Source organism: bacterium (assembly GCA_021108215.1).
GTDB lineage: Bacteria > Oederibacteriota > JAAXVQ01 > JAAXVQ01 > JAUVAV01 > JAIORK01.
In genome coordinates this window covers 1-21,269 of the sequence record JAIORK010000040.1, presented here as the reverse complement: position 1 = coordinate 21,269, position 21,269 = coordinate 1, and the positions used below count along the sequence as shown (strand labels likewise).

21 protein-coding genes are annotated in these 21,269 nt (G+C 42.5%); 20 read left to right on the top strand and 1 reads right to left on the bottom strand.

Annotation, left to right across the window (positions count from 1 at the left end; genetic code table 11):
• Nucleotides 1-88 precede the first annotated feature (88 nt).
• The 9 genes from K8S19_09640 (at nt 89) to K8S19_09600 (ending at nt 8,685) form a co-directional block, all read left to right on the top strand.
• Entirely contained in the window at nt 89-1,285 is a 1,197-nt protein-coding gene (locus K8S19_09640; protein MCD4813938.1) for a glycosyltransferase family 4 protein, read from the top strand.
• Nucleotides 1,286-1,290: 5 nt separating this feature from the next.
• A complete protein-coding gene (locus K8S19_09635; GenBank protein MCD4813937.1) occupies nt 1,291-2,304 on the top strand; it encodes an undecaprenyl/decaprenyl-phosphate alpha-N-acetylglucosaminyl 1-phosphate transferase in 1,014 nt (337 codons plus the stop codon).
• Nucleotides 2,305-3,606, top strand: coding sequence for an FAD-dependent oxidoreductase (locus K8S19_09630; GenBank protein MCD4813936.1), 1,302 nt, complete (start codon nt 2,305-2,307; stop codon nt 3,604-3,606).
• A gap of 12 nt (nt 3,607-3,618) precedes the next feature.
• The gene (locus K8S19_09625) at nt 3,619-4,422 is read left to right on the top strand and encodes a hypothetical protein (GenBank protein ID MCD4813935.1); all 804 of its coding nucleotides are present in this window, start codon (nt 3,619-3,621) and stop codon (nt 4,420-4,422) included.
• A 209-nt stretch (nt 4,423-4,631) separates the two neighbouring features.
• Complete coding sequence (locus tag K8S19_09620; protein ID MCD4813934.1) at nt 4,632-5,801, top strand: glycosyltransferase family 4 protein; 1,170 nt, start codon at nt 4,632-4,634, stop codon at nt 5,799-5,801.
• Nucleotides 5,802-5,819: 18 nt separating this feature from the next.
• On the top strand, nt 5,820-6,905 hold the full coding sequence (locus K8S19_09615) for a Xaa-Pro peptidase family protein (GenBank protein ID MCD4813933.1): 1,086 nt from the start codon (nt 5,820-5,822) through the stop codon (nt 6,903-6,905).
• A 116-nt stretch (nt 6,906-7,021) separates the two neighbouring features.
• Nucleotides 7,022-7,570 carry an RNA polymerase sigma factor gene (locus K8S19_09610; GenBank protein MCD4813932.1) on the top strand — a complete coding sequence of 183 codons (549 nt, stop codon included), beginning with the start codon at nt 7,022-7,024 and terminating at the stop codon, nt 7,568-7,570.
• 169 nt (nt 7,571-7,739) lie between these two features.
• Nucleotides 7,740-8,192, top strand: coding sequence for a zf-HC2 domain-containing protein (locus K8S19_09605; GenBank protein MCD4813931.1), 453 nt, complete (start codon nt 7,740-7,742; stop codon nt 8,190-8,192).
• A gap of 16 nt (nt 8,193-8,208) precedes the next feature.
• The gene (locus tag K8S19_09600) at nt 8,209-8,685 is read left to right on the top strand and encodes a periplasmic heavy metal sensor (GenBank protein ID MCD4813930.1); all 477 of its coding nucleotides are present in this window, start codon (nt 8,209-8,211) and stop codon (nt 8,683-8,685) included.
• Between the two features lie 21 nt (nt 8,686-8,706).
• Here K8S19_09600 and K8S19_09595 read toward each other — a convergent pair whose 3' ends face one another.
• Nucleotides 8,707-9,048, bottom strand: a complete 342-nt coding sequence (locus tag K8S19_09595) for a hypothetical protein (protein ID MCD4813929.1) — start codon at nt 9,046-9,048, stop codon at nt 8,707-8,709.
• Nucleotides 9,049-9,124: 76 nt separating this feature from the next.
• Here K8S19_09595 and K8S19_09590 point away from each other — a divergent pair, with 76 nt between their 5' ends.
• From K8S19_09590 to K8S19_09540, 11 genes are all read left to right on the top strand, one after another.
• Nucleotides 9,125-9,820 (top strand): ABC transporter ATP-binding protein, encoded by a 696-nt coding sequence (locus K8S19_09590; protein MCD4813928.1) that lies wholly within the window; start codon nt 9,125-9,127, stop codon nt 9,818-9,820.
• On the top strand, nt 9,817-11,055 hold the full coding sequence (locus K8S19_09585) for an ABC transporter permease (GenBank protein MCD4813927.1): 1,239 nt from the start codon (nt 9,817-9,819) through the stop codon (nt 11,053-11,055). The genes K8S19_09590 and K8S19_09585 overlap by 4 nt, the downstream gene beginning before the upstream one ends.
• Nucleotides 11,056-11,066: 11 nt before the next feature.
• Nucleotides 11,067-11,681, top strand: a complete 615-nt coding sequence (locus tag K8S19_09580) for a peroxiredoxin family protein (protein MCD4813926.1) — start codon at nt 11,067-11,069, stop codon at nt 11,679-11,681.
• On the top strand, nt 11,678-12,451 hold the full coding sequence (locus K8S19_09575; protein ID MCD4813925.1) for an outer membrane lipoprotein-sorting protein: 774 nt from the start codon (nt 11,678-11,680) through the stop codon (nt 12,449-12,451). Before K8S19_09580 ends, K8S19_09575 begins: the two co-directional genes overlap by 4 nt.
• Nucleotides 12,448-13,722 carry a hypothetical protein gene (locus tag K8S19_09570; GenBank protein ID MCD4813924.1) on the top strand — a complete coding sequence of 425 codons (1,275 nt, stop codon included), beginning with the start codon at nt 12,448-12,450 and terminating at the stop codon, nt 13,720-13,722. Before K8S19_09575 ends, K8S19_09570 begins: the two co-directional genes overlap by 4 nt.
• Nucleotides 13,723-13,742: 20 nt before the next feature.
• Nucleotides 13,743-14,864, top strand: a complete 1,122-nt coding sequence (locus K8S19_09565; GenBank protein MCD4813923.1) for an outer membrane protein assembly factor — start codon at nt 13,743-13,745, stop codon at nt 14,862-14,864.
• A 474-nt stretch (nt 14,865-15,338) separates the two neighbouring features.
• Nucleotides 15,339-15,836 carry a MarR family transcriptional regulator gene (locus K8S19_09560; GenBank protein ID MCD4813922.1) on the top strand — a complete coding sequence of 166 codons (498 nt, stop codon included), beginning with the start codon at nt 15,339-15,341 and terminating at the stop codon, nt 15,834-15,836.
• A complete protein-coding gene (locus K8S19_09555) occupies nt 15,833-18,952 on the top strand; it encodes an efflux RND transporter permease subunit (GenBank protein ID MCD4813921.1) in 3,120 nt (1,039 codons plus the stop codon). The genes K8S19_09560 and K8S19_09555 overlap by 4 nt, the downstream gene beginning before the upstream one ends.
• A gap of 26 nt (nt 18,953-18,978) precedes the next feature.
• Nucleotides 18,979-20,463 carry a TolC family protein gene (locus K8S19_09550; GenBank protein MCD4813920.1) on the top strand — a complete coding sequence of 495 codons (1,485 nt, stop codon included), beginning with the start codon at nt 18,979-18,981 and terminating at the stop codon, nt 20,461-20,463.
• A 226-nt stretch (nt 20,464-20,689) separates the two neighbouring features.
• Nucleotides 20,690-20,956 (top strand): nucleotidyltransferase domain-containing protein, encoded by a 267-nt coding sequence (locus K8S19_09545; GenBank protein ID MCD4813919.1) that lies wholly within the window; start codon nt 20,690-20,692, stop codon nt 20,954-20,956.
• On the top strand, nt 20,949-21,266 hold the full coding sequence (locus tag K8S19_09540; protein MCD4813918.1) for a hypothetical protein: 318 nt from the start codon (nt 20,949-20,951) through the stop codon (nt 21,264-21,266). Before K8S19_09545 ends, K8S19_09540 begins: the two co-directional genes overlap by 8 nt.
• The last annotated feature ends 3 nt before the right edge of the window (nt 21,267-21,269 follow it).

Genomic DNA, 21,269 nt, shown 5'->3' with positions numbered 1-21,269 from the left:
ACCTGCGGGTTTTCTTTCTGGTGATCTGCAAGTAAAATCAGTATAATTATTGCACATTACAATACGACGTTTTTGAAAAAGGATTCGCATGAATTTACTGTTTTTAGCGCCGATTTTACCTTATCCGGTGGAAGACGGCGATCGTCAAAGAGCGTATCATCTACTCAAGGAACTTGCAAAAATGCATCATGTGCATTTTTTGGGGTTTATCCGCAGTCCGGAGCAACAGGCGCATGTTAAGTATTTAGAAACAATATGTGCCTCGTCTCAGGCAGTGATGATTTCCCGCCGGGAGATTGTTTTGAACTGCCTGAAAGCCTGGGTCACACTGGTGCCGCTAAATGTTGCGGCGTTTAACAGCCGCCGGATGCATGCTGCGGTCCGTCAAATTGTGAAAGACAAAAAAATAGATGGCATTTACACTTACCGGCTGCGCATGGCACCGTATGCCCGCCGGGCGCGGGTTGGATTTAGGGTGTTGGATTTTACCGATGCGATGACACGCCATTTTCAGAACCGGGCACAAATTGAACATAGTCTGCTCAAACAGTTTTATCTCCAGCACGAGATTAAACGCTTACGCAAGTATGAGGCGCGTATATCGCATCACTTTGATGCAAGTGTTATTTCATCTGAGGTGGATCTCGGATTTTTGAAGCACCTGGGTGCCGCCCCAACCTTAGAAGAAGTTACCAACGGAGTGGATACGCAATCATTTTCTGAAGTAAAGATTCTTTCCCAAAAACCGGAGCTGGTTTTTGTGGGCAACATGGCGTACTATCCTAATTATTTGGGATTGCAGGATTTTTGCCGCAACATCTGGCCGTTGCTTAAAATAAAGCTGCCCGCTGCCCGGCTGACGGTGGTTGGGAAGCGTCCGGCGGATTTTGAAACGAATCAACACTGGCATCAGCCGGGGATTGATTTTGTCGGGATTGTGCCGGATATCAGTGTTTATTTTAAAAAAGCGCGTATTGCCATTGCACCTTTGCAGGTGGCGTCGGGTCGGCAGTTCAAGGTAATCGAGTATTTTTCTTCCGCCTTGCCGGTGGTGGCGACCCGTCTGGTGGCGGATAATGTTCTGGCATGTGATCAGGAACATTGTTTGGTTGCGGACACGGCAGAACAATTTACCGAAAAATGTGTACAGCTTTACCAAGATGATGCGCTGGCAGATAAAATTCGCATCCAGGGCAGGCGTTTGGCACTGGAAAAATACGACTGGGCTGCCGCAGCTCAACGATTGAAAAAAATAATTGCAACTATTTCGAAACACAGGGATTGATGGAGATGATGATGGCATCGAATTTTGGAATTGTTCTATTGGCGTTTTTTTTGGCGCTTGGGCTGACACCCTTGGCTGGGAAACTGGCTGTTAAACTTAAAATAATTGATCATCCTGATACGAAATTAAAAAAACATAAAAATCCGGTTCCTTATTTGGGCGGTCTGGCTGTCTATCTGGCATTTATCACAACACTGGTGGTATTCAAAATATGGGAAAGCAGCACCGTCATCGGGGTGGTGGGGGTGGTAAGCGGTACCAGCCTGATTGTTATATTGGGACTGATTGATGATAAATTCAAGCTTTCGCCGGCTGTCAAATTTATCGGCCAGACCATGGCGGCGTTGATTCTTATTGCTTGTAATATGCGCCTCCAGTTTATCCATCATCCGGGGATCTCGGTTTTTTTGAGTGTTCTCTGGGTGGTCGGGGTTACCAATGCCATGAATTTGATTGATATCATGGATGGCTTGGCCTCGGGAATTAGTATTGTTGCGGCAGTAATCTTTTTTGCGATTGCCATGGAAAACGGACGATTCAATGATATGTATATCACCGCTGCGCTGGGCGGTGCGCTGCTGGGTTTTTTACCTTATAATTTCCCCAAAGCAAAAATTTATCTGGGAGATACCGGTGCATTAATGCTGGGGTTTGTCCTGGCGTCGATTGCCATGGGTGAAAGCTACTCCAAAACAAATCCGTTGGCGGTTTTGGCGCCGATCTTGATTTTGGGTGTTCCCATCTTCGATACATTGTTTATCATGTTTTTGCGCCATCGTCGCGGCGTCTCCATGTTTCGCGGCAGCCCGGACCACCTGGCGCTGCGGATGGTCAAACTTGGATTGACCAAGCAAAAAACCGTATGGCTGCTTTGGGGAATTGGTTTGGGGCTGGGCCTGGTCGCGTATTTGACGATTCAAGTGCCGGTGCATTGGTCGCTAATGATTTACCTGACCGTTGGTTTGTTGGCATTGTTTACTGCCGAGCGCATGGGCAGTTTTTCCATGGAGAAAAAATAAATGCCCCAGGCGGCAAGACAAACCAATCCGAAGTGTATTGTGCTTGGCGGCGGATTGGCAGGACTCTCGGCAGCTTACCATTTTGGCAAACAAGCGGTTGTCTATGAGGCCGAGTCCCGGCCCGGCGGGGAGTGTGTTACAGATCGTGTCGGTGTTTACCATTTTGATAAGTCGGGACATTTGCTGCATCTGCGGAACCCTCAGATACGGCAATTTATAAAACGCCTGCTCCCGGGAAAACTCAATACCATCAAACGTGATGCCCGGATTCAGCTTAGCCGGACGGAGTTTGCATATCCTTTTCAAGCCAATATTCGCGGTCTGCCCGGTGAAATAAAAAGGAGAGCCTTGTGTGAGTATCTGGAAGCTGTCAGCCATACTGAAAAACGGCCGGATAATTTTTTACAATGGGCCCGGCAAAATTTTGGCAGAACGATTTCCGATCTTTTTTTGGAACCGTACAATCGCAAATTGTGGACAGTTGATCCGTCCGAACTGACATTGGATTGGATGGGGGCCTATATGCCCAGGCCGGAGATTGCCCGTGTGGTGCAGGGCGCCTTTTATCCCGACGATAAGACAAGCGGCTATAATGCAGAATTTTTGTATCCCAAATCCGGCGGGATCGGGTTGTTGGCCGATACGCTGGCGAAAAAAATCCCTCAATTGAATTTAAATGCCCGGGCTGTTCGGCTTGATCTTCGGAAGCGTACGGTGGATATTATCGGTCACGGCCGTCTGGCATGGAAGCAGCTGATTTCGACGATTCCATTGCCCGCCCTGGTTGCGCTGCTGGAAAGTCCTCCTCAGGCGGTGTTGGAGGCAATGCAACAACTTCAATGGAACTCGGTGGTGGTGGTTAATTTCGGCGTTGCGCGGGCAAAGGTGCATGATGCGCATTGGCTCTATTTTCCTGAAAAAAAGTATCCTTTTTACCGCGTTGGGTTTCCCGGCAATTTTGGCAAAGTGGCACCGCCGGGACACAGCACACTGTATGCTGAAGTCGCCCTCCCGGCCGGAACCGGCTGGGATACGCGGGTGCGCATTGCCGGGCAGGTGCGGCAAGGTTTGATAGAGGCAGACATTCTTAAAAAGCGTGATACAATAAAGGCTGAACATTTTCAATATATTCCCTATGCTTATGTTATTTTTGACAGTGCCTATGCGGCAGCGAAAAAACGGATTATTCAATATCTCAATTACTATGGCATTATCTGTATCGGCCGTTGGGGACGCTGGGAATATTCAGCCATGGAAGATGCAATGCTGGCAGGGAAACAAGCGGCACAAGAAACAAAATAAAGGGGGTAAGGTATGAAAAAGTTTTTTACAGCAGGATTGATGATTGCAGTATGCCTGGGGCTGGGTGCGGTCAGTGTTTCGGCAGAGGAAACAGTGGCACCAATATCTTCAGAAAACACAGCGTTTACAACCGAAACGATACCCACGCAGGTATCAGAACCTGTACCCGGCAAACCCACAGCCGCAACCAGGGGGTATTATAAGGAAAAATGGATGGCGCACAAGTTGAAGCGGAAAGAGTTGGAATTGAACTGGAACGTGGCCCTCGGCATGTCAACCTACTCGGAAAATGATGAATCATACGAGTTGCCTTCCATCGGGGCAATGTTGGAAATCAATCCCGGCGTCAACGTCACCACCGTGTCCGGCCTGGACTTCGGCACAGTAATAGGATTTTTAATCCTCGCGAGTGAGGGATCTTTTAATGTGGATTACGAGGGGACGCCGCAGACGACCCGTAAGTGGGAAGTGGAGGCAATGTCAGCGGGTTCTTATGTAATGGCAAAATATAGTTATGATATTGACCTAAATGTGATCAAGATTGGTTTGGAAAACGGTGTGGGATTGGGTTATTTTATAAACAGCGTCACAGCTGATTGGGTGGACAGCAGTGACAGCGATATCAGAGGAGACAGCTCTGATGAGGAATTTGGCTGGGCGCCGGTGGTGAAAGCCGGGTTGAAAATTGTTGTGCCGGTGACAGACGTAAGCAGTTTGGGTTTAAACGCGGGAGCAAATTTGATTCCCATGATGGCCGGCGATTATATTAACTTCATCACTATTTCCGCCGGGTTGAATTTTCAAGTGAAATTTTAGACAAAAAAGTGACGCTCCTCCACAGTTTGGCAATCCCTGATAACCATCAGGTGAGGTGAGCGTCACTTTTTGAACCTGTTCATCGCCTGTGAGGGTCGTCTTTCGGCCCCAAGCCTCTTGTGGGAGGTTGTGTGTGCCTCGGCGGGAACATTGTCTAAATTCAGTATAGCATAAAAAACCGAAAAAACAGACTATGCGGGAAAAGATGTGTGATTCAGATGACTGAACAAAAAGACAATCAGGCAGTACGTTTTTTAACTGTGATCACCAAGCTTGAGCTGGGGGGCGCCCAACAGGTTGCCTTAAATACGCTGGCACAAATGGACAACCATTGCTACAAGAAATATCTTATCAGCGGGCACGGCGGATTTTTGGACGATCAGGCCCGGGCGATGCCGGGATTGAATACCTTTCTCTGGAAATCATTTAAACATCCTATCAGACCCCTGTGTGATGGTGTGACACTCTTCCGTCTCACTCATTTTATGAAGAAGCACCGAATTGCCATTGTGCATACGCACAGTTCCAAGGCGGGGCTATTGGGCCGGTGGGCCGCGCGTTTGGCAGGTGTCCCCATGATTATCCATACAATTCACGGGTGGCCTTTTCATGACTATCAAAATAAATTGATGCGTTGGTTCTATATCCGGCTGGAACGATGGGCAGCCCGGATGAGTCATGTGCTGATTGCTGTTTCAGAGGCAACCCGGAAAAAAGGACTGGCACAGGGAATTGGAAATGCCGAACAGTACCGGGTGATCCATCCTGGTTCAGATTTTTCTGCGTTTTTTCCAGCTGAGGCAAAGATGTGCCGGAGTGTGCGGCAGGAATTTGGGTTTGATGCTGACGCGCCCCTGGTCGGGATGGTTGCCTGTCTCAAAGCGCAAAAAGCTCCGGAGGATTTTGTTTGTGCAGCCAAAGCGGTATTGCGGGAGATACCCAAGGCCTGTTTTTTTCTGATCGGTGACGGAGCAGAGCGAGACGCGGTTGAGAAGCGTGTGAAAAAGTTTGGTATGGAAGATCGTTTTGTTCTTACCGGCTGGCGTGAGGATGTGGCACGCCTGATGCCGGCATTTGATATTCTTGTACTGACTTCGCTCTGGGAAGGATTGCCCTGTGTGCTGGGACAAGCCATGGCAAGCGCGGTTCCGATTGTGGCAACAGATGTGGAAGGTACACGGGAAGCGGTTCGGCAGGATAAAACCGGTGTCTTGGTGCCGCCCGGGCAGCCGGAGGCAGCCGGCCGGGCCATCATCCGTTTGTTGCAGGATAAAAGTCTTCGGCAGTACATGGGCGAACAAGGACTGCGAGAGGCGGAGAAATTCAGCCTTTCGTTTATGGTTGCGCAATTGGATAGAATATATCGAGGACAGCGTTAACATAAGAGAGGTACCTGTATGGGACAAACCGAGCAGCATTATTTTCGCAACCGGCAAAGGGCATTGCAGCACTATATCCAAAAACGGCGGTGGGATGCACTTTGGATTGTGAGCGGACCCAACTGTCGTTATCTTACCGGGTTTACCGGAAGCGCGGGATGGGTGCTGGTTTATCCTGAGGGCAAACCACTTTTGATTACCGATGGCCGCTATACCGAACAATCCCGTCAAGAGTGCATGCATACGACAATCCGGATCTGCAACGGCGACCCGCATGACGGCCTGGCAGATGTTATCCGGAAAAAGCGTCTGCAAAAACTTGGTTTTGAAGATGAGCATGTAACCGTGAAAAGCTGGAAAAAAATCGGGTGTTTGGTGAAAGGTCTGCCGGCGTCAGGGTGCGTTGAGGCGGCCAGGGCATTTAAGGCGGCTGATGAACGCGCGGCAATTCAAAAAGCAGTTACGATTTCAGAGGCGGCTTTTCAGGCCATCCTCTCCAGAATCAAACCGGGGAAAAGTGAAATTGATATCGCGATGATGCTTGAAAAAGCCATGGTCATGAAGGGCGGGGAGGGATTGGCGTTTCCAACCATTATTGCTTCCGGGCCAAATGGTGCATTGCCGCACGCCAAACCATCCGGGCGGAAGATAAAGTCGGGTGAGTTGGTTGTTATGGATTTTGGATGTGTTTATAAGGGCTATCATGCTGATCTCACAAGAACCATTGCCGTGAAGAAAACAGATAAAAAACAGCAAAAAACATACGAAATTGTTAAAAAAGCACAAATTTTATCATCAAAATACATCATTTCAGGCGAAAAATCCTCTGAATCTGATAAAAAAGCCAGAAAAATTTTTCGTGCAGAGGGTATGGAAAAATATTATACCCATAGCTTGGGTCATGGTCTGGGGCTTGAAATTCATGAAGCGCCCAAACTCTCAATAAAATCAAATATAAGACTGGAAGAAAATATGGTTGTTACCTGCGAACCTGGAATTTACATCCCGGGGTGGGGAGGTATCCGAATTGAAGATGATATTTTAGTCCAGAAAAAAGATCCTATTTGGTTGTCCCGATCATCTGAGAAACTACAGATAGTGTGAAACCTTAAAAACCGGTAGGATAAATATTCCCGGCAAGCAATTGTTTTATTCATACGATAACGAAAAATTGTATGTAATGCTATGTAATGATGCGAGAATAATTTAAGGGATTGTATATGGACCAAGATGCTCAACTTATGTTGGAACTGAAAAAAGGTGATGTTTCCGCATTTGAGGAAATCATGCGGAAATACAAAAGAAACGTGGCTAGCCTCGCTTATCGTTACCTTCAGAATTTCAACAGAATTGAGGATGTGGTGCAGGAGGTTTTTTTAAGGATTTATAATTCAGCCGGGAAATATAAATCCACAGCAAAACTTTCTACCTGGATATATAAAATAACCATAAATGTCTGTTTGAACCAAATACGTTCCCAAAAACGGGTTCAATTTATGTCCCTGGAAAATTTGGAAAACCTGCAAATTGTTGACCATAATGCGCTGGAAGAAATCGAAAGTGAACAAAGAATAAAGTTGATCAAGGCAGCTATACAAAGTCTTCCGGAGAGACAAAGAATAGTGGTGGTTTTACAAAGATACGAAGGAAAATCTTATGGGGAAATAGCTGAAATATTAGGTTGTTCAGTAGCAGCGGTTGATTCCCTGGCGCAACGGGCTAAGCAGTATTTAAAGAATAAACTGCTGCCTTTGTGGAAAGATTTTTAATAAAAAACCGAAGGTTTTTACTCTTACGTGTGTTTAATATGTTGACTGCTTTATTCCCGGCGTTCAATCCAGGGATGAAGTGGGATAGTAATAATGGTTTTCTACAGATCATATCCAAATCCCCGCTTTTCAGAGCGGGGAAATTGAATGAGTTAGGAGGTAATGCGCCATGAAGTGCGAAGCGGTTCGAAAAAAGCTTTCAGCTTATATTGATCAAGAGATAAGCCCGGAACTGGCCAGGCAAATGAATGCGCATATACAATCCTGTCCGTCCTGCCAAAAAGAGGCGGAGGACTTGAAACAACTGTGGCAGACCATGGGTGAATGGGATGCGCCGGACATACTATCCGAAGATTTTGAGACGCGCGTACTCAGGAACACCGCCAAACAAACAATACCCGGAACCTGGTTGGATAAAATATCACAAAATATCATTCCGAAAACATTACTTCCTGTTCCCGCAGCGTTGTTGTTAATGCTGGGAATTTATTTGGGTCATTATATGGGATCTTTACTGTATGAAAAGGAGTTTGTGCCGTCCGAAAATGATTCCATAACAAGTATTACCGGTGTGGATAATTTTTTAAATGAATATGATAAAATCTACAGTAATTTATTCTGACAAGGAGATGAAAACCATGAAAGCAAAATGGCTTATAATACTTTTACTTTTTTCATTGGCGATCAATGGCGGGATTATCGGCACAATTATTTATCACCATGTTCTAGGCGGAAAACAATACAGGCATCAAAATAATTTTCTGGTCAGGGCGGTTTTTGGTTTGAAGGTAAGAAATAAACTCAATCTTTCCCAAGAACAAAACCAGGCATTAAAACAGATAAGAGTAAACGCCCGGAATGAGATATCGGAAATTCGCGAAGAATTATACCAAGCCAGAAATGAATTGCTCACGGCTTTAGCTGAAACAGAGGTTGAGCAGGAACAGATCGAAAAGCACCTGGGAAACATATCTAATCTACAAGATCAGTGGCATGAAAAAGTAGTGGAAAATGTTTTGCAGGCAAAAGATAAGTTGACCCCGGAACAGCAAAAGATATTTATGAAAAGTATTAAGCAACGCATACAGGCCTGCGTAGGTTCGCAAGAGAAATAAACATCTTTAAATCATTGCTGTTCAAATTAATAAAAAAGATTTTATAAAAGCTTGAAAACAAAGGCTTGCTCCGCAGATTATGCCGATTTCGCAGATGAGATCGAAAAAACAAAACTTTGAATCAAATGCTTTAAAACTTTTTAAAATCTGCGTTAATCTGTGAAATCTGCCTGTGCCCGTATTTTGGGTATGGATAGGGTTTTGACTTAATTTGGACAAGAATGTAACTGAAACTAATTTTATTTTAAAACAACCTGCCTCTTTTTCTAAAAACCATTCAAAATATTGGCTATTATCCCTAGCGCCTGCCACAGGTGCGGGTTTTTCCTTTACTTCAAGAAAAAAGCGAAGGTTTTCCGGCAATTGAGTGTTTAACCTAATAAAGGATGTAAAACGCGGCAATTGAAATGCAATTTATCTGGAGAAAGGGGTGTTAGCTGTGAGTTTTATTCAAGTGAGAAATGTAAAAAAAGTGTATCAGGAAACAGATGTTCCCATAACAGCGCTGCAGAATATTAATCTGGAAATAACGCAGCAAAAACTGGTGTCCTTTATTGGTCCCTCGGGAAGTGGTAAAAGCACGCTTTTAAACTTACTGGGATGTCTGGATAAGCCGACGGGGGGTGAGATTATTATTAAAGGCGAGCAAGTGACCGAATTCTCAAGAATAGAAGCTGCCCGTTTTCGGGCGGCCAATATATCGTTTGTTTTCCAGCAGTTCAATTTATTGCCGGTTCTGACAACCTATGAAAATGTGGAATATCCCCTGGTTATGGTGCAAAGCCTTTCACTGACGGAAAGAAAACAACGCGTATTGGAACTTCTGGAAGAAGTAGGTATGACTGATCAAAAAAACAAGTATCCCCGGCAATTATCCGGCGGGCAACAGCAACGAGTGGCAATTGCCCGGGCTTTGGTAACCAGGCCTAAACTTGTATTGGCTGATGAACCAACAGCTAACCTGGACAGCCGGACTGCTCAGTTAATTATTCAGCTTATGAAAAAAATGAAAGCAGAATGGCAAACTACCTTTCTCTTTGCTACGCATGATCCCAAAGTTGTTCAAGAGGTAGAGGAATTGTATCGGATTGAAGACGGCGGAATTACGAAAATTAACCAGGAGACAATGCCATGAAAAATATATTTAAAATAGCTTTCCGTAATTTGCTTCGCTATCAAAGGCGCACATATATGACCGCTTCTTTGATAACCGTGGGGATTGTGATGGTAATTATATTGGGCGGGGTAACTGCGTCTTTCAAGGAAATGATGATCAATGACATTACTCACACCACCTTGGGGCATATACAAATTCATAAACGGGGCTATATCAGTGCAACGGACATTATGCCACTGGATTTATATCTGCAGGATGAAAATTTGAAGAAAGTAACGGATATTTTAGATCAAGTCGCGGCCGTGGAGGCCTACTCATTGCGTATAAAGTTCGGGGGTATGATTAGTAATTATACCAAGACTGCTCAGGTAAAATTTATGGGCGTAGATCCGGGAATTGAGGATAAGACCTGCCCCAAACTGCGGGAAAATATTATTGGATATTCAGGGAAAGGTTTTTGGCTTAAACCCGGAGAAATTATAGTGCCGGAAAATGTGGGAACCGGCTTAGGTATGAAGTTGGGCGATTCTATTGTGGTATTGGCAAATAACCGTGAGGGGTCCATGAACGCCCTGACCCTGGTGGTGGCTGGATTCCTGGGCGGAAGTATGAGCGGCCCGAGTGGACGAAATTGCTATGTTCACTTAGAAGACGTCAAGGTGCTGATGTGTATGGATCAGATTGAAATACACGAGATTGCTTTGCAGCTTAAATCTTATGAAAAGCTGGAACCGGTTTTTAACACCTTGAAGAAAAAAATAAATCTGCTTCATCCTTTAGATGTTGAACTGCATACCTGGCGGGAGATCACGCCCTTTGTAACGATTGAACGTATTATTAACCTTTTTGCGATTATCGTGAAAGTAATCCTGGTTTTTATTGTGCTTATTTCCGTCTGGAACGTGATGATGATGTCAGTGTACGAACGCATACGGGAAATAGGTACGATTGCAGCTATGGGAACCCTGCCCCGCAAGATCGTTCTTCTTTTCCTGGTTGAGGGAACTTTTTTAGGTGCAGTAGGCTTGATTTTGGGAAATGTTTTAGGCTTAGGCCTGATTTTTATCATGCAATTGATAAAGTTTCGCTTTGATTTTGGTCCTATGCAGGGTCTGGTACTGATGCCCAAAGTAGCGCCCATGGAGATATTACTTTTGTCCATAATTGTGCTGGTAATCGCCGTGGTGGCCAGCTTGCAGCCAGCCAAAAAGGCGGCAAAATTAGAGCCCATCGAGGCCTTGCGCCATGTATAGGGAGGAATAAAATGAAAAAAATTATCACAGTGCTATTAGCTATTATGTGCTGTCAGCCGGCATTGGCAGCCTCGGAAGAATCACAGCGAAATATTCTAAAAGTCGGAAAGCCGGCAGTGGAGTTCACGCTGGAAGACACTGAAGAAACCAAGCTCGGACTCAAACAACTTCGGGGCAGTGTCGTGATCTTGACAGTGATTCCCGAGACCCATTCTCAGAAAGAGCGTAAAGAATATTTTCAAAAAAACACGGAATGGATTGAAGCGTTTCGTCAAAAATATGGCGAGCAAATTGTTATGCTCGGCATGATTAAATTGAGTGTGCCGTTTTTTGCCAAAGGTATGGCTCGAACCAAAATTCGTGAAAAACAATCAATCCGGTTTTTATTGGACTGGCACGGTGATGTTTTACAGGTCTATAGTCATCCGGAGGAGTTAAATATGGTTTTGATTGATAAAGCAGGTATTGTGCGTGCCCTGGCAACAGGTGAATATTCCAAAGGAACAGCCATGACAATTAATGACGAACTGGATAAACTGCTGGCCAAAAAAAATGAAGTTGAAACCAGTGCAGATAAGGCGGAACCGGAAAAGGACCAGCTTGGAGAAAAAAGGGGGCTGAAATGAAATTTAAAATATATTTAATCGTATTCATATGGTTGTTGGGATTAAGCAGTTTGGTTCAGGCGCAGGAGATGTCTCCTGCCCTGGAGAGTGATGTGGTTGTGAAATCAGGAAACGAGCTTTTGCGGAAAATTGATGCCAAACTGATGCCGGAATCATATGAAGCATACCGCAAAATTATTAATATCGAACCAAACAAAAACCAGAAGGAATACATTTTTTATACCTTGAAAAAGAAGAATAAAATTGCCCTGCTTTATCTCTCGCCGGCCAGTGACAAGGGAAAGGCTTCTTTGCGCATAGATGATAGTATGTGGCTTTACCTGCCGGCTATTGCCAAACCCATTCGTATTGCCGGTTTGCAGTCTATAGTTGGGGGTGTGTTTAATAATGCGGATATTATGATGCTGGAATATCACAAAGAGTATAATGTGGTAAAAATGGAAGCAAAAAACAATGTGCATCTCCTGGAATTAAAAGCCAAAACCAGGAGCGCGACTTATGCCAGGCTGCAGATGTGGGTTAGTAAAGAAGATGTGAATCTACAAAAAGTTGAATGTTATTCCACCACCGGCATACTTTTGAAAACTCTGGAATTTAAAAAAATAACGGATTTTAGCAATGGTTTAATCCGGCCGGCGGTTATTGAAACACATAGTCCGCTGTATAAAGGCTATAAGTCGATAATGATTTATAAAGGCATTAAAGCCAGGACATTTTCCGATGAAGTCTTTACTTTGAATTATCTGCCGCGTCTGGAGGAATTGCGATGAGATGGTTTACCGGCTTGCTGCTTTTGGCAATGGTTTTTGGCGCGAGAGTGGTCCAAGCGGATGATTATGCTTTTGAGATACCGGTTGCCGATGAAATGAAAGTTAATGAAATTCAATTGAGCGGTAATCTGGAAGCAAAATGGGCACTGGTGAGTATACGCCAGGAATCGCCCTTTTATTGGCTGTATATGGCAGATGCAGTAGCTGACGTCAATGAACTTTCCCAGTATCAATTGGATTTTTATTTTAACGGCGACTATCAGCATAAGAACATAGGCTTGCATGTGAAAATGCTGGGGTCCTATATAAATGAAGATCAGGCAACAGGCACGTTGCTGGAGGCTTTTAATCATATTGGCTTTTTCTCAGGGGTGGCGATTGAGTTGGGTAAGCGAAGGTATAACTGGGGCAAAGGATATGCCTTTAATCCGGGCGGTTATATTAATTCCATAAAAGATCCGGAAGATCCTCAGCGTATCCAGGAAGGTTTGCTCTCCTTCAATTTGGAATATGTAAAATGTTTTGATTCTGATCTGCTGCCGACCCTGGCATTTAATTTTGTTGCTCTTCCGCCTGAGGCTGAAATGCTGGATAAATACGGGGATTGGAAAAAGACCCGCTTAGCCGGCAAATTATATTTACTAGTACTTAATACTGACCTGGATTTTATGGCCCTCTATGACACTGAAGATTCACACCAGATAGGGATGGATTTTTCCCGGAGTATTGCCAACAGCTGGGAAGTGCATGGTGAAGTGAGTTGTTTTAACAGCAAAGAAAAAAAAGTAGTTGAGCATGGTAGTATTCAGTCCCAAGGTGTGAATGGTTGGAATTATTTGGCAGGAATACAATGGCAGCCGGTCTCTACATTTAAATTCATTATAGAATATTATCATCAGGATACCGGCCTGACTGAAGATGAATTTGGCGCCTATCTTCATTTGGTGCAAAACCTGGTCTCCAGCGGAATGCCGGCCGGAACCGGTCTGGCCCTGAACTCTTTGGCATCGAATAACCTGATGCAGGATTATATATATGCCACCATTTTGCACCAGGAGTTGTTGGGTATTCTTTATCTGAGCCACACCCCCATAGGCATAATTAATCTGCATGATGGAAGTTTTACCTATATACATGAAATTGCTTATAGTCCTTATACTAACCTGACACTATATCTAATTGGCACTTGTTTTTCCGGAGTCGAAAGTTCTGAATACGGCAGCAAGCAAATTATGAGTCAATTTGAATTAGGGACGAGAATCTATTTTTAATTGGAAAGGAGTGATTTGACATGAGAGTTAAGTCGAAGCTTGCTATTTTGTTTTTGCTTATGTCATTCGTACTTGTTTGTGCCTGCGACCTGTACGCTCAAAAAAATTTAATGGGTAATGATCGCATGAATAAAGAACACGGTTTGGTATGCATGCCATTGGGTTTTTATACACCTGAGACCGATTTTGGAGGCGGTGTGATGTTTCTTAGCTATGCTTATCCTGATTCCAACGAAATGACAACCAAGCCGAATCTCATTCGCGGCGCAGCAGTATATACCACTAATAATCAAATGATATTAACCCTGAAAAATGAGAGGTATTTTAATGGAGAAAGCAATAAATTATTCGCAGATGCCATGTATAGGGATTCCTATTCTAAGTATTATGGCATTGGCGCATATGCTGAGGAAAAGGAACCGGAAGCATATTATTTTCAAAATCTGGATTTGGACCTGGGATTTCTGTGGCGATTATCAGAAACAGTTTATTTGGGCCCTGCCGGGACTTTCCAATATTATAGGATCGAATCCCTAGAAGAAGCCGGTGAACTTGAACAGCTTTGTCTGCTGGAAGAAGGCCGGGGTTATCAGATAAGCGGGCTGGGCATGCAGTTTACCTGGGACAGGCGCGACCATCGGTTTTACCCTTTGCAGGGTTTCTATATGGATGCGCGCGTAGAATATTTCCATAATATGCTGGGCAGTGATTCTAATTATTGGAAAGGTAAAATAGACTACCGCTATTTTTTGCAAATTCAGGAAAAACATGTTTTGGCTTTTCAATATTATACCGTCTTAATAGATCAGCCGATATCTTTATTGTTTATGCCTGCCATGGGAGGCCCGGATATGATGCGCGGATATTTTCTGGGAGAATTTCGCGATCAATGCTATATGGCAGCGCAGGTCGAATATCGTTTTCCGGTTGTTTGGCGTTTTGGGGCGGTGTGTTTTGCCGGACTTGGTCAGGTGGGACCTTCGCTCAGTGAATTCGCTTTGGATAAAATAGAGCCCACGGCAGGTTTCGGAATTCGTTTTGCGCTGGATAAGAAACAGAATGTGAATTTCCGCTTTGATTTCGCAACGAACTTGCAGCGTTTTCAGCCGTATGGATATTTGAAAATTTCGGAAGCATTTTAAAAGTCTCCAAGAAAGGGTTTTTAAAGAATAGTGCATCAGTGGCTGGAATTTGTTTTAACCTTGCGAAAGGGGTCAAATCGTTATCAACAGTAACGATTTGACCCCTTTCATTAAAAGGAGCAGGGGAAAGAAGTTGCGTTGGGTGAACCAGCACCAGGGCAGTTAGTTTATGAAGTGAAAATACCTTTTACGGAATCGGTTGCCGGTCCTTGGTCTATTGATCCGGATAAAAAAGATACACCGCGCATGATTTGTTTCAAGATGTTTTCACCCGGGAGATGATGAAAAAAAGTGATCTGCCTGAAGGTAGGCGCGGCAAAGGCGGCGGTGGAAAAATGGCAGAGGGGATGGAATTGTGGCTGCCACTTAATTTCAAATGTAACAAAGTGTAATATTACTTGAAATACGCCGGTGTAAGAGATATAGTTAGAATACTTAATAGTTAGAATATCTAAGTAAAAGGAGTGGCTAAATATGCAGTTAAAGCAAAAAGGTAAAGCAAGTGAGATTAGTAAAGCACTCCATAATATTAGAAGGGGTTTGATAACAAAATTGCCTATGCCACCTACAGGCAATATGCATCATCAATTCACATTCTCCCAAATGCATGTTATGACTGTGCTGCATGAAAAAGGAAGTATGACTATGCGTGACCTGGCTAATAGCAGCGGTGTAGCTACGCCCAGTATGACCGATATGATTACTCGTTTAGTAAGACAGAAAATAGTAATTCGTACTGGAGATAAAGAAGATCGCAGGATTATTCGCGTCCAGTTAACGGATAAAGGAAAAAAATCAATTAAACAATTTCACGATATGTCAGGTATTGCAATAGCATTATTATTTGATCAATTAGTTGTTGCTGATCAGCAAATAGTATTGAAAGGATTGCAAATAATGGATCATCTATTAAAAGATGATAAAAAAATAAGCAAGCTGATAAAAATGCGTAAAAGAGGGAGAGGACAATGAAAAAAATATTTCAGTATTTATTAAACAATCAGTTACTTATTAATATGGTTCTTATATTAATTTTTTCTGTAGGGCTATTCAGTGCCACTAAGGTGGGCAAAGAAGCCTTTCCTTCAGTCGAGATGAATCGCATGGTGGTAGTGGTTCTTTATCCTGGTGCCAGTCCCCTTGATGTGGAACGCAATGCAGTTATTCCAGTTGAAGAAGAGTTGGAACAGATAACCGGTATTGATGAGTATACCTCTGTTGCTACGGAAGATGGTGCACGTATTCAGATCACTCTTGATGATAAAGTAGAAAATGTGCAGGCTGTAAAAGACGAGGTTTATCGAAAAATGTCCAATGTTCCCAACCTGCCTGATGAAGTAGATGATATCACTGTAGTGGACATGAATCCTAAATTAATGTCTGTTTATACCATTGGTGTGTCACTCAAAGAAGGTGCTAAGGAAGGACGAAAGGAACTTTATAAATATGTTGATCAATTGGAAGCGCAATTGCGCAAACTCAACAATGTTAGTGATGTTCGTAAAGAAGGCTATGTTGATCCGGAGATTCATATCTTTGTAGATCCTGAAAAATCACAGCAGAAGTATATTTCTTTAACAGATGTGGTCAATAGCATAAAGATGCAAAATGTACGCTCTACCGGAGGATCGCTACAAGCAACTCAAAAAGAACAATCCATTGTAACTATTGGTCAATTCCAGAAGTTTAAAGATGTTGGTGATGTTATTATTCGTTCTAATTTTGGTGCTAAGCGGGTATACATTCGTGACATCGCCAGGGTGGAAGAAGGATTTAAAGATAGAGATGTTGATATCCGGATTAACAAAACAGAAGGCGTGACCTTGAGCATTGTCAAAAGAGAAAATGCTGACATTACGGTGACGGTTGACCAGATTAAAGCTTTTTTGGAAAAAAGTAAAAAATATGAACCTGAATATATTGATGTTGTTAAAATTTCAGATATGTCTCTTTCCATCCGTTCATTGCTCAGAGTCGTCATGATCAATCTTATTATTGGTTTTTTCCTGGTCTACATTGTGCTTTTAATCTTTCTTGATCGCCATAGTGCTACCTGGACAGCGGTGGGTATGCCGGTAGTGTTTTTAATTTCTCTTATTTACATGTTTGCCAGCGGTATCACATTCAACATGATTTCGCTGGGTGCTTTGATTATGCTACTCGGTATTGTGGTGGATGATGGTATTGTGGTATCGGAGAACATTTATCATTTTCGTCAACAAGGTCAATCTGCAATTGATGCCACAGTTAACGGACTTAAGGAAATTATTGGTCCGGTAGTGGTTGCCATTACCACAACTATCGTAGCTTTTCTACCCATGCTGTTTTTAAGCGGCATGATGGGTAAAATGATTCATGAGTTTCCATTAGTGGTTATTGTGGCTTTGGCAGCATCTCTTTTTGAAGCTATCTTTATTCTGCCTGGTCATCTTATTTTTAGTAAAAAGAAAAGCTTTGAAAATAAAAAAACTAACTGGTTTGATCCCATTGTAGAAAAGTATAGTAACCTACTAGCTAAATTATTGAAGAAACGATATTGGGTTATTCTGGGTTCCGTTGTTTTATTTGTATTAAGTATTTTACTATTTAGTGAGGGTATTAAAAACTTTGTGGTTCTTACAGATGATTCAGCAGACACGATAATCGTCAACTTCGAATTACCGGATGACACCAGTCGTGATAAAACCATTGTCGTGTCCGGCGAGATTGAAACCATTTTGATTGAACAAACAACAGATCAAGAACGCATAGCTGTTCAGTCAGCTATCGGGCATCATAATGACCGGCCGATTAATACAGAAGGCTATCATGATAATTGGGCGCAAGTATCATTGGTTTTGGTGCCCAGCAATGACCGCAAACGCAAGGCCGATCAAATCATAAGAGCCATAAGACAAGCATTTCCTGAGGATTTAAAAAAACAATTCACCATGCTGGAAATCAAGAAAGAAGTCATAGGTCCTGATTTGGGTAAAGGGGTTGAGCTTCGCATTATTGGTAATGACGAAGCCCTGAGCTTAGCTTGTGCAGAAGAAGCAAAAAGACTATTAAAAATCATGCCAGGTGTAGAAGACATTGAAGATGATTATGATTCCGGAGTAGAAGAACTGCATGTGGTTTTTGATCAAGTTAAAATGGCCAGCCGCGGATTGAATGTATCGTCCATTGCACAGGCAATACGAACTGCATATGAAGGCTCGATCGCAACCTATGTTCAGACCAAGGATAAGCGGTATGATTTTAGAGTAGAAGTGGATCCCAAATTTAAAGTTAATAAATCATTCTTGCTGGAATTACTGGTTCCTAATAACCAAGGAAATATGATAGCTGTCAAGCAAGTTGCCACTTTAGAACAAACTGAAGGATTGGCTAGCATTAGTCGTTTTAATGGAGAGCGAACGATAACTGTATCAGCAGAAATTGATAATACCAAGAATTCATCCAAAAAAGTAATGCAAGAACTTAAAAAAGGACTATCCGGAAGTAATGATAAGTACAACACACTTTCCATCAAATACGGTGGTGAGATGGAAGAAACCATGAGTTCTATGCGTGATTTGATGATTAGTTTCATCTTTGCTTTACTAGCCATTTATTGTGTGCTGGTCATGCTTTTCCGTTCGCCGGTACAGCCTTTCCTGATTATAGCTATTCTGCCTTTTGGATTGGTTGGTTCGTTCCTGGCATTCCATCTTCATGGTATGCCATTATCCTTTATGGGTATGATTGGTATCATTGGTCTTTGTGGTGTTTTGGTTAATGATAGTGTTATCATGGTTGATTTTATTAACAAAGTCATTGCAGGATCTAAAAAAATGGTCAAAGCAGACTTAATAAAGCATATTGTTCAGGGCGCCAAACGTCGATTGCGACCGGTGTTGCTCACCACCGTTACAACAGTGGTTGGTTTACTACCGACCATTTATGGTATTGGCGGTAGTTCGGAAATGATTCGACCGATTGTAGTAGCGCTCGGCTATGGTGTGCTTTTTGGTACTGTGATTACATTGATTATTTTGCCGGCATTATATATGATTAGTTGGGATTTGGGATTAATGAAAGCTATACAGAAAAAGAATGAAGTTTAATGAAGATAATAAAAGGAGTGACAATAATGAAAAAGTTAGTTATTAATACCGCTATGATCATTGCTGGATTTATTATGGCAATGAATAACATCAGTTATGCAGAAGTAAACTTGGAAAAAGGAGCAATGGTTGATCAAAAAACTTTTGTTGAGCAAGCGTTGGCAAAAGATCCTGAGTTTGTTACGGCGCTTCAACAATATCTTCAATATAAGTATTCTGCTGTTTCAAGTCAGGAAATCGCAGACTGGACATTAGGAGCAAGTGCAACGCTAAATCATTATGAAGCAACTGGTTCATCTGTGAACAGTGCTGATAGTGATAGTGTGAGCTATGAACTTAGTTTGCAAAAATTATTCATGCCATCAGGTACAAGAATGTCTGTGGCTCATAGTAATACTTTAGCAGAGTCTGAGAGTGTTATAGGGACAGCTGAAAGTAGTTCGCCAAAGATAACGTTTTCTGTGACGCAACCTCTTTTAAAAAATGCCTTTGGCCTTTCTGATCGCTATCCAGTAGTAGTTGCAGAGATTCAAAAGAAATCTGCCTATGACGATGCTTTGGAAGCTTGGGAAGGTCGTATTGTTGAGTTGGAAAAAGCTTATCTTGATTGGTGCAACGCCTATGAAAATGTAAAAGCCTATCAGGCGATTATTAAAGAGTTAACTAAACTGGAGCGATCAGTACGGCGTAAATTTAAAGCGGGTGTGTCTGATGAGAAAGATATGGTTCAAACAGAGGAAAATTTACTTCGCTATCAGAGTTTATTAATTCAGACTGAAACAAGTTATATGAATGAGACATGGAATATCGCCTACCTCCAAGCCGGACAGGCAGTAAGAGATAAAAATGCTCTCAACATCAGACCAGATTTAAAAACTCGGCAGGTAGATGGGTTGAAACCAGTTGACGAAAAGGCAATCAAAAATTTACGGCTTGTAAAAAAACTGGAATTATTGAAAGAACAGCAATTATATCAGAAGAAAGTTGCTGATAATAGTGCACTACCTTCTCTTGATTTGATTGGATCATACGGGGTTAAGGGGGAAGAAGCTGATTTCAATGGTGGTTATGCAGCAATAAGTGATAAACAGGATTATACAGTTATGCTGCAGGCCAGTATGCCTTTAGGGGGTTATAAAGCAACCGGCGACAAAGGACAGGCTGATGCAGCACTTAATGAAATCAATGCTTCTATTGTAAATACTGTGCGTTCAATGGATCTGAGTATTAATCAAATGGCTGCAAATATTGCGATGATGGAAGAAACCTTGGCCATACAGGAAAAACTAGTAAAAAAAGCGGAACGCAAGCTAATACTTGATAATCGCAACTATGAAATAGGTCGTCTTGATATTTACTATCTCATTGATACGCAAAACGGTTTAACCAATGCCAGACTTGATTATATAAAAAATAAAATTCAATTGGACCAGTTGAAAATCGAGTATCTAGCGATCACGGATAAACTGGTGCTCAGATATTCGGATTTACTAAAGCAGTTACAACCTTGATTTAGCAGTGTTTTCTGATAACTTTTAGAAGTTTGAAAAATAGGTTGGCAACAGCACGGAAAAGCTCTATTTTCAGATTGTACTAAAAAGGGGTAAGGTCAAGTTGCACTATAAATTACAATTCAGCCACCGAATTTTCGGTCACGCTTCATAATAGACAATCATATAGGTTTGCTATATACTTTTATTATGCTGTATTGTTTTACTTGATTGAACAAGGAGAATCATGATTTCTCAAACAGATAAAAACATCATTTCATCTTTGGCAGATAAATATCAGGCATCTCAAGTGTTGGTGTTTGGATCAGCATCATTGGGTGATAAGTTTAGTGATATTGATCTCGCGGTCAAAGGCATCAAACCGGAGTTGTTTTTCAAGTTTTATGGTGAACTCATGTTTGCGATTTCAAAACCTGTTGATCTTGTTGATTTGGATATTGAAAACCCATTTGTTGACCTGGTTCGACAGGATGGCGTAAAGATATATGGCTGATTTACAAAAGCGTATAGAAGTGGAAATGTATAATATTTCCATGGCGTTGAATGAAATAACAACTGTTAAAACCAAAGAGAACAAAACAAAAATAGAATTAGCTGGGATTGCCGCATTTCTTCACAATTTCTATAGTGGGATAGAAAATGTTTTTAAGCAGATTTTAGCAGAGAAAAACATTAAAATTGTGAAGAATGAAATTTGGCATAAAGCGTTATTAGAAACCTGTGTAGACAATCATATCATCACTCCTGAATCGGAGTATTTCAGCGAGTTTGACCTCAAGCCGCATGTAAAGCTACTTTCGTGATGC